Source organism: Coleofasciculus sp., from assembly GCF_046565525.1.
GTDB lineage: Bacteria > Cyanobacteriota > Cyanobacteriia > Cyanobacteriales > Coleofasciculaceae > Coleofasciculus.
The window spans coordinates 1-9,492 of sequence record NZ_JBKHUP010000181.1; the positions used below are offsets into that span (position 1 = coordinate 1).

The 9,492-nt window shown below is 46.9% G+C and carries 8 protein-coding genes and 1 pseudogene; 5 read left to right on the plus strand and 4 right to left on the minus strand.

Features of this window, described 5'->3' with window-relative positions; all coding sequences use genetic code 11:
* Positions 1–143 precede the first annotated feature (143 nt).
* The 4 genes and pseudogenes from ACLGGO_RS34105 to ACLGGO_RS34120 all read right to left on the minus strand — a co-directional run.
* Positions 144–446: pseudogene (locus ACLGGO_RS34105) on the minus strand (ZIP family metal transporter); the annotation flags it as partial.
* A gap of 25 nt (positions 447–471) precedes the next feature.
* The gene (locus ACLGGO_RS34110; RefSeq protein ID WP_446422644.1) at positions 472–1,362 is read right to left on the minus strand and encodes an alpha/beta fold hydrolase; all 891 of its coding nucleotides are present in this window, start codon (positions 1,360–1,362) and stop codon (positions 472–474) included.
* 54 nt (positions 1,363–1,416) lie between these two features.
* The gene (locus ACLGGO_RS34115) at positions 1,417–1,935 is read right to left on the minus strand and encodes a hypothetical protein (protein WP_446422645.1); all 519 of its coding nucleotides are present in this window, start codon (positions 1,933–1,935) and stop codon (positions 1,417–1,419) included.
* 64 nt (positions 1,936–1,999) lie between these two features.
* Complete coding sequence (locus ACLGGO_RS34120; protein WP_446338430.1) at positions 2,000–2,410, minus strand: ArsR/SmtB family transcription factor; 411 nt, start codon at positions 2,408–2,410, stop codon at positions 2,000–2,002.
* Between ACLGGO_RS34120 and ACLGGO_RS34125 the strand changes: the two genes are divergently transcribed.
* The 5 genes from ACLGGO_RS34125 (at position 2,404) to ACLGGO_RS34145 (ending at position 9,265) form a co-directional block, all read left to right on the plus strand.
* Entirely contained in the window at positions 2,404–2,568 is a 165-nt protein-coding gene (locus ACLGGO_RS34125) for a hypothetical protein (protein ID WP_446422646.1), read from the plus strand. The two genes, ACLGGO_RS34120 and ACLGGO_RS34125, sit on opposite strands and share 7 nt — an antisense overlap.
* Positions 2,569–2,589: 21 nt before the next feature.
* Positions 2,590–3,648 carry an N-acetyl-gamma-glutamyl-phosphate reductase gene (gene argC, locus ACLGGO_RS34130; RefSeq protein ID WP_446359331.1) on the plus strand — a complete coding sequence of 353 codons (1,059 nt, stop codon included), beginning with the start codon at positions 2,590–2,592 and terminating at the stop codon, positions 3,646–3,648.
* A 356-nt stretch (positions 3,649–4,004) separates the two neighbouring features.
* On the plus strand, positions 4,005–6,230 hold the full coding sequence (locus tag ACLGGO_RS34135; protein WP_446422647.1) for a Na-K-Cl cotransporter: 2,226 nt from the start codon (positions 4,005–4,007) through the stop codon (positions 6,228–6,230).
* Positions 6,231–6,641: 411 nt separating this feature from the next.
* Positions 6,642–7,271 carry a chemotaxis protein CheB gene (locus ACLGGO_RS34140; protein ID WP_446422648.1) on the plus strand — a complete coding sequence of 210 codons (630 nt, stop codon included), beginning with the start codon at positions 6,642–6,644 and terminating at the stop codon, positions 7,269–7,271.
* A gap of 116 nt (positions 7,272–7,387) precedes the next feature.
* Positions 7,388–9,265, plus strand: coding sequence for a CheR family methyltransferase (locus ACLGGO_RS34145; protein ID WP_446422649.1), 1,878 nt, complete (start codon positions 7,388–7,390; stop codon positions 9,263–9,265).
* Positions 9,266–9,492 lie beyond the last annotated feature (227 nt).

Here is a 9,492-nt window from a genome sequence, read left to right on the forward strand (position 1 = left end):
TCAAGTAGTCGAAATTAGAGGTAGGACAGCCGTGGGACACACGGTGGGTAAGCTTTCTGAGGGTAAAGGTTCTGTCCGAGAAGACGTTAAACTCTGCCTCCCTGCGAAGAAAGAATCCCCCGCGTTTTAACCGGGGGAGTGTCAAAAAAATGTTCATGTGGTAGATACTTGTTACTGAACCATAAAAACGCTGTTCCCAGAAGCACACCCCCACTCATAATTAACGCCGCATCTATCTGGGAAGCGCCTTGAGAAGTTGCCGCATCTGTACCCGGTACAATTAACGAAAACGCCGTCGCCGCTAGCATTACCCCACCCCCGAATCCTAAAGCGATCGCTTGTCGTCGCTGGGTTAAACGAATCGGTAAAAACACGGGTAACGCACCCAAAAAGGTCGCGAGTCCCGCCAGTAAACTGGCAATAAAACCCGCAAGAATTGGATTCATAAGTTATAAGTCATTCGTCATTCGTTTATGTAATATGACTCAGCCAATCGAGAATTAAGGAATTAACCATCTCCGGCTTCTCATCGTGAGGACAATGACCCGCCTGCGGAATGGCAAAAAACTCCACATCTTTCTCCATCTGGCGCTGCTGCTGGTAAATAGCCGCCCCATTAATCGGTGTCCAAGGGTCATTTTCTCCCCACAGAACCAGTAGAGGACGTTGTAGCTTGGGTAATAATTCTCTCGGCGCAGGACCAGGAGGACCAGTCAATACCGAAGCAAACACCTGTTGGGCGCCCGGATCACAGGAGGGTTGGTATAGTAAATCGACTAATTCTTCCGTAATCGCTTGGGGATCACAGTAAACCTGACGCAGGGTGTTGCGAATCCGGTTTTTTTGGCGAATGCGGTTAAATAAAAATGGACCCACGGTTTTAGAACTGACCAATTTGGTAAAGGTTCCCATGACCAGCCGTAAGGGTAAATTTAACTCATCGGGACGGTGATTTAACCCCCCTGCACAGTTAATTAAAACACCACCAACGGCGATATCTGGGTCTTGGGTAACGACCATTAAACTCAATAGTGCCCCAATGGAGTTGCCAATAAATACTGTTGGTTCTTTAATATGGGCTTCCCAGAAGTCTTTGATCTGTTCGATCCATAACTCTAAGCTGTAGTCTAAGCCCGGTTTATCTGAACCACCGAATCCTAATAGGTCAATCGCAAACACCCGATACCCTGCATCCGCCAGCACCGGGATATTCTTTCGCCAATGTCCAATGGATGCACCAAATCCGTGAATCAATAATAAGGGTTGACCTGTTCCCTTGACGGTGTATTGAATTGAGTGCCCTTGCCAAGTCCAAAGGTGTTTTTCTAGTGGGTTGATCTGGATTAACGGTTCTGTAATCACGGCGCTTTGTGAAGTTTATTTAAGTATTTTGATCTATAATACCTCTAACTTCCCCTATCCGGGCAGATTTTCCTTAAGCTGAGCGATATTTTCTGGACTTAAGGTAAGTTTTACTTCTATTTGTTGCTGCTTATCGCGCAATGTAATTACATGGGTTTCCCCCTGAGAGTCACTTTCCCACTGAGGATTAGTGATTTCTATTTTTTGATAGATAACTTCCGGAATTCCCACGCGGATGACTAAATTTTTCTGAGATTGAGGATAAATATAAGCCTGAAGTTGCTGCGTGTCGAGTCCAAGTTTCCAGGGGGTTGTACTGCGTTCTTGATCCGTGTCTGGTTTTTGCCAGTAGAGTGTAATTCCCCGAACTTGTGGATTTTGCAGTTTAAGTTCTTCGTCAAACCGCTGCCATTCCCAGTCAATTTCCTGGACATTTCCACTGGGGGGAATTATTCGCTGTCGCCATGAAACTTTTCGGTTATTCAGGGCTGTCCAAAATTTGCTGATTTTGGCTAGGTTCGCGCCATTTTCGGGATTGTCACTATTTTGTTGCCAAATAATTTGAGGTGTCATTTGTCATTTGTCAGGGAAAAGGGAACTCTTAACAGGGAATGGAGAATCAGGAATCGGGAATAAACTATTCAGGCTCATCTAAATGTTCGGCAACGGATTGATACAAGTCGAGAACGTGCTGATCTTGAAGATGATAATAGACCTTTCTACCGCGTTTATGATACCGTACTAATCGCATGGTTCGCAGGGTGCGTAATTGATGGGAGACGGCGGATTCACTCATATCCAGCGCTGCTGCGATGTCACATACGCACAGTTCTGCGATCGCGAGTAGGGAGATGATCCTCAGCCGATTTGTATCCCCTAGGGAACTGAACAACTCTGCCATGCGTTGGGCTTTTTCTGTGTTCAGCATTTTAGGCTGCAATGAACCAATCCGCTGGCTTTCAACACAATGGGGCGGATGGCAATGAGGTGCGTCTGTGTCTGGATTAGCAGAAACGTTTGCCTCTTGCGCTGATAATCGGATTGGCATGTAGTTACTATCCCTTGACAGTGGAACGGTCTGACTTTATGGTAGCGAACTCTCCCAACCCAGTTCAGGAAGATCAGGGAGATGGGGGAGTCGAGGCGGGTTTAGTCACACCGGTTCAAGCTAAAATGCAGCAAATGTTCATCTGTTTTCGATGTTAACTCTGTTAGGGAAGGAATATTATGGGTGACTTAGGACGCCTGTCTGTGGGAATTATTGGCGCTTCTGGCTATGGAGGCGTGCAATTGATACGCCTATTGATGGATCACCCAGGAGTGGAGGTGGTTTATTTGGGGGGAAGTAGTAGTGCGGGGAAGTCGTTTTCTGAACTCTATCCTCATCTGGGTCATTGTGTGAATTTGACCATAGAGGAGATTGATTTAGATAAAATAGCCAGCCGAACTCAAGTGGTGTTTCTCTCGTTACCGAATGGTTTAGCTTGTCAGATGGCGCCGACGTTGTTGGCGAAAGGCTGTAAGGTGATTGATCTTTCGGCTGACTATCGGTTTAAAAATTTGGATACCTATAAAACCTGGTATGGGGGAGAACGCAATGACCAGGAAACCGTGGCTACAGCGGTTTATGGCTTACCGGAATTGTACCGCGATCGCATCGCTGAGGCGAAACTGGTGGGTTGTCCAGGTTGTTATGTTACCACCAGTCTCTTGGCACTTGCACCGTTGCTCAAGCAAGGGTTAATTCTGCCCGATACGGCGATTATTGATGCTAAATCGGGTACATCGGGGGCGGGGCGCACGGCGAAAACCAACCTCTTACTCGCTGAAGCAGATAGTTCTGTATCGCCTTATGGAGTCGCCCGTCATCGCCATACCCCGGAAATTGAGCAGATTTGTAGTAATTTAGCGGGTCATGAGGTGATGGTGCAGTTTACCCCCCATCTGATGCCGATGGTGCGGGGTCTTCTGGCTACAGTTTATGCTACCTTGCGTGACCCTGGACTGGTGCGAGAAGATTTGGCAACTATTTACAGCGCATTCTATCGCGCTTCTCCTTTTGTGCGAATATTGCCCAGTGGTACTTATCCCCAAACTAAGTGGGCGTGTGGGACGAATATGTGTTACATCAGCGTTGAAGTTGATCCGCGTACTGACCGGGTGATTGTTATGTCAGTTACTGATAACTTGATTAAAGGTCAAGCTGGTCAAGCGATTCAATGTTTGAACCTGATGATGGGGTGGCAAGAAACATTGGGATTACCTTCGTTGAGTTTTTATCCTTAGATGAGAAGCCGGGGTGCAAAGGTGCGGGGACGGGTTTAGTCACTTATGGGAAGGAAATGATCGTCGTCCAACCCGCCCCTACACAATCAAAACTCCCCAAATCTCCAATCTCCAGATAGAGGTTTGAGACAATTTTTTTTGCTAAGGTGGCGGACACGGAGAGTCCGAAAAATCAATCGCCCGCTACGTCAGTAATCGCTCATAGAGGATGTGACATTGATTTCGTGAGGGTGCTAGGAAGCTTTAACTCATTTTTTTTGCTTATTTAGGGGGGTGTTTCAGATTTAGTCAGCTATGTCTTTGCTGAAAAAATTCTCCCCTTTCTGATTGGATTGAACCAGGCTTAGGTGCTTACCATGAAATTCCCGTTCCGTCAACGTTCGCAGTCATCTCCAGTAGTTCCCCCTGAACCGGAAAAGGGTTTGGGTACATTTGGGGGTGTTTATACACCGTCACTCCTGACGATCCTGGGTGTAATCATGTACCTGCGATTCGGTTGGGTTGTGGGGAATGTGGGTTTATTGGGGACGCTGATGATTGTCACCCTGTCTACGGCGATCACGTTTATTACCTCACTGTCAATTTGTGCGATCGCAACTGATCGGGTGGTGAAGGCTGGGGGCGCGTATTTCATGATTAGTCGTTCTTTGGGGATTGAAACCGGAGGCGCGGTGGGGATTCCCCTTTACTTTGCCCAGGCGATATCCGTGGCGCTGTATACGATTGGTTTTGCCGAGAGTGTTTCCCTGACGTTTCCGGAATTAAATCAACGGCTGACAGCGATTGTGACAACTATCCTAGTGGCAATTCTGGCGATCGCCTCTGCCCAAATTGCGATTAAGGCACAATACTTTATTATGGCAGCGATCGCGCTGTCTTTAATTTGTTTGGTCTTTGGTCATCCCGTTGACCCGAATACTCAGATTGAACTGTGGGGGGCGAAACCGGAAAACTCCGCACCTTTTTGGACTGTTTTTGCTGTCTTCTTTCCCGCCGTTACTGGGATTATGGCGGGGGTGAATATGTCGGGGGATTTACGTAACCCTAGCCGTTCCATTCCCATTGGTACCCTGGCGGCGGTGGGTACAGGTTATATCATTTATATGGCATTACCCGTGATTTTAGCGATGCGGGCGGATGCTCTCACCTTAATCGAAAACCCCTTAATTATGGAGAAGATGTCTCTGTGGGGTCCTTCGGTTTTACTAGGGGTTTGGGGGGCGACGCTATCGAGTGCGATTGGTAGTATTCTCGGTGCGCCCCGAGTCATGCAGGCGCTGGCGCGGGATGGGATTTTACCTCGGTGGCTGAAGTTTCTGGGGACAGGTTCAGGATCGGAAGATGAACCCCGTATTGCGACGGTGGTTACATTGGGCTTAGTTTTAGTCGCCGTCGCCGTGGGGGATCTTAACTTAATTGCCCCGGTTTTGAGTATGTTCTTTCTCACCACCTATTTGGTGTTGAATGTAGCAGCGGGGATTGAAACCTTTTTACGTAGCCCCTCCTTTCGCCCCTCCTTCCGGGTGCATTGGTCTATATCCCTACTAGGGGCGATAGGCTGTTTGTGGGTGATGTTCTTACTCAATGCCATGGCGACGTTCATGGCAGCGATTATTGTATTGAGTGTTTATATTTGGTTAGAACGGCGGGAATTAGAAAGTGCTTGGGGTGATGTGCGTCAGGGAATCTGGATGGCGCTGGTACGCACGGGAATTACTCGCCTGGAGTATACCCCCGATACCAAAAACTGGCGTCCTCATATTCTGGTATTTTCTGGGGCGCCGACTCGTCGTTGGCATTTGGTCGAATTTGCGGCAAACTTAACCCACAAACGCAGCTTATTTACCGTCGCCAGTGTGATTCCTAGTGGTTCCCGTGATCCAGCCAAGCAACTGGAAATGGAAGCCACGATTCGGGAGTATTTAGAGAAGCGGGGGGTGCAAGGGTTAGCCCGTTTAATTTCCGCCCCTGATCCGTTTATTGGTGCAGAACGATTAGTGGAGGCGTATGGAATTGGTCCATTAGTTCCCAATACGATTCTGTTAGGCGATAGTGAGGAACCCACTCGTCGCGGTAGTTATTGCCAGATGATCGCCAACCTACACCAAGCCCGCCGCAATGTGGTGATATTACGGGATGTAGAGGAACGGGGATTTGGTCGGCGTCAGCGGATTGATCTGTGGTGGGGCGGTTTACAGGCAAATGGCGGTTTAATGTTAATTTTGGCGTACCTGTTGCGGACGAGTATGGAATGGCGCGGTGCGGAAATTAACCTTAAATTGGTCGTCGCTAATGCAGCCGCCGCCAAAGCGACGCGGACGAATCTGGAAAACTTAACTCAACAACTACGGATTGGGGCGCGATCGCAAGTGCTGGAGGCGAAGGGACGCCCCTTTCCCGAAATCCTGCGCCGTTCTTCCCAAAGTGCGGATTTAGTGTTCTTGGGTATGGCGAAACCCATGGATGATTACACCAGTTATTACGAACGCTTGCAAGATTTGGCGACGGGATTACCAACGACAGTATTTGTTTTAGCCGAACCCGATTTTGCCTTCTCGGAAGTGTTACAGGAAGGCGTGTAGGGGTTGGGTGACCACTTAAGCGCCAAAAGCAGGGGGAGCAGGGGGAGCAGGGGGAGCAGGGGAATGCTCTTGCGGATTGCTCTTTCTCCTGTAATACCAAATCCGGGTTAGCTGCCCCTGTTATAACTCAGTCCGCGCAGGCGGACTTTGTTTGTGTAGCCGCGATTTCAATCGCCTTGCGCCCTTTGCTTTATGAAGTTTTGTTTTTTAGGATAAATTGGGGTTTTTATAGGCAATTCTCTCGCCAAACGCTTCAACCCCCTAAATTAACCTAATTCGTTCTCGCCAGACGTCAGAAAAGTCCAATACTACAACCATACCCCAATCACCCAATTTCATGACTTCGCGCCGATAGTTCCAAAACCGATAGACTAAAGGCGTCAACTCTTATAGTTCGGTGCTACCCATAAAATGCAACTTTCCCATGCCGATCAACCCAACAATCCCCCGCCAGCCTTCGCCAATACCGCCTTTGATGTCGTCGCCATCGCCGCATCCGCAGGAGGGCTAAAGGCGCTATCTCAAGTTTTATCCGATCTACCGACTGACTTTCCGGCGGCGGTTCTAGTCTTGCAGCATCTTGAGCGCACTCACCCTTCTCTAATGGCAGAGATACTCCGCAGGCGTATTTCTTTGCCGATTAAGCAGACGGAGGAAGGAGACAACCTAAGTCCGGGACAGGTCTATATTGCCCAACCTAATTATCATGTTTTGGTAAACTCTGATGGTACCCTTTCCTTAACTCAGTCGTCCACCGTTAATTTTGTCCGTCCCTCGGCAGATGTACTGTTTGAGTCCCTGGCAAAAAGTTATCGAGATCGGGCAATCGCTGTAGTGTTGACAGGGACAGGGAAAGATGGCAAACAAGGAGTACAGGCGATCGCGAAAATGGGTGGTATGGTGATCAGCCAAGATCAAGAAACGGCGGAACACTTTGGTATGCCCAGTTCTGCCATTGATACCGGGATAGTTAATTTAATTTTACCCTTACCGGAAATTGCCGAAACACTCATCCGACTCGTACAAGAAGGCGGAGGCTAAAAGGCTCCAGGGTAGAAGGCTTTAAAATTTAGGGCATTTGCTTTTTAGTTTTTATTTTTTACTATTGCCTTTATAAAATTAATAATTATCAATTATCAATTAATAATTATCAATTAATGAAAAATAACGAAGAACATGAACAAAATCGAATCTTTGAAGCCCTACTGGAGTATCTAAAAGAAACACGCGGCTTTGATTTTACAGGCTACAAACGCTCCACGCTCAAGCGGCGGGTAACCAAACGAATGCAGTCTCACCAAATCGATAACTTTGGTGACTATCTAGACTACCTGGAAGTTCATCCCGAAGAATTTGAGCCGCTGTTCAACACGATTTTAATCAACGTTACCGGATTTTTTCGAGATCCTGAAGCCTGGAACTATCTACAAAATCAAACCCTGCCGCAACTGTTGCAGCAAAAGGATAAGCAAGATTCAATCCGCGTCTGGAGTGCTGGTTGTGCCTCTGGAGAAGAAGCTTATTCTATCGCTATTCTTTTGGTAGAAATTCTGGGTTTTGAACAATTTCGCCAGCGAGTTAAAATTTATGCCACCGATGTAGACGAAGAAGCCTTAACTCAAGCTCGTTGGGCACGCTATGATGCCAAAGCCTTAGAACAGCTTTCCGATGAATGGCGACAGCGCTATTTTGAAAAAGTTGGCAATCACTATATTTTCCGGTCTGATATACGCCGTATGGTGATTTTTGGTCGGAATGATTTGGTTCAAAATGCGCCAATTTCCCGACTGGATTTGCTGATTTGCCGTAACACGCTGATGTACTTTAATGCGGAAACTCAGAAACGGATTTTGGTACGGTTTAACTTTGCTGTGAATGACAACGGCGCTCTATTTTTAGGCAAAGCGGAGATGCTGCTAACCAATAGCAACCTGTTTAGACCCTTGAGTTTACAGCACCGTATCTTTACCAAAGTACCAAAACCGAAACTGAACGATCGCCTGCTGGTATTCGCTCAATCTGGGAATGAAGAAGCAAGTATCCGTCTGTCTGAGCGGTTGCGCCTGCGAGAAGCGGCGTTTAACTCCTCACCCGTAGCTCAAATTGTTGTCGATGCCAGTGGCTACTTGGTTTTGGCAAATATGAACGCCCGGTCGATGTTTGATATCAAGCGGCAAGATATTGGCAAACTGTTTCGAGACTTGGAACTTTCCTACCGTCCTCTAGAACTCCGGTCTATCATCGATGATGTCTATCGCGATCGCACCTCGATTTTGATTAACGATGTGGTGCGGGATCACTCAGATACGACTCAATATTTGGATGTGCAAATTACCCCGTTACAGGAAAACGACAATAGTGTTCAGTTGCTGGGAGTGAGTATTTCATTTAATGATGTCACTAGCTACAACCAATTGCAAAATAAATTTAAAGCGTCAACCCAAGAACTGGAGACGGTGAATGAGGAACTTCAGTCGAGTAATGAGGAACTAGAAACCACGAACGAGGAACTGCAATCGACGAATGAGGAATTGGAAACCACGAACGAGGAACTGCAATCGACGAACGAAGAACTGGAGACGATGAATGACGAACTTGAGTCTACGAATGAAGAATTGCGGACAATGAATGAAGAATTGCGCTTGCGGACTGAGGAAGTCAACCAAGCCAATACTTTTTTAACGTCAATTCTGGAAAGTTTCCAAACTGGGGTGATTATTGTAGACCGCGAATTCAATATTATCCGTTGGAATCAAGACGCCGAGGAACTTTGGGGAGTAAGCAGTGACGAGGTACAAAACAAATCCTTACTGAGTTTAGATATTGGTTTACCTGTGGATCAGTTGCTCGAACCTATCCGTAAATGTTTTCAGGGTGAGGAAAATCACCAGATAATAACCGTGGATGCGATTAATCGCCGAGGTCAGTCCATTCAATGTCGGGTTACGCTTCAAAGCTTGAAAGGAGTAGAAGAAGCACAATCATACGGAACGATTATACTGATGGAAGAAGTGGAGAATCAAGGAGATGGGTGAGGGAACAGTAAACAGTAAACAGTGAACAGTTAACAGTAAACAGTGAACAGTAAACAGTGAACAGTGAACAGTTAACAGTTAACAGTTAACAGTGAACAGTGAACAGGTAAGGTAGAGTTTTGAATTAACTTACTCATCTTCCCTATCTCCCGATAACTGATAACTGATAACTGATAACTGATAACTGATAACTGATAACTGATAACTGATAACTGATAACTGATAAC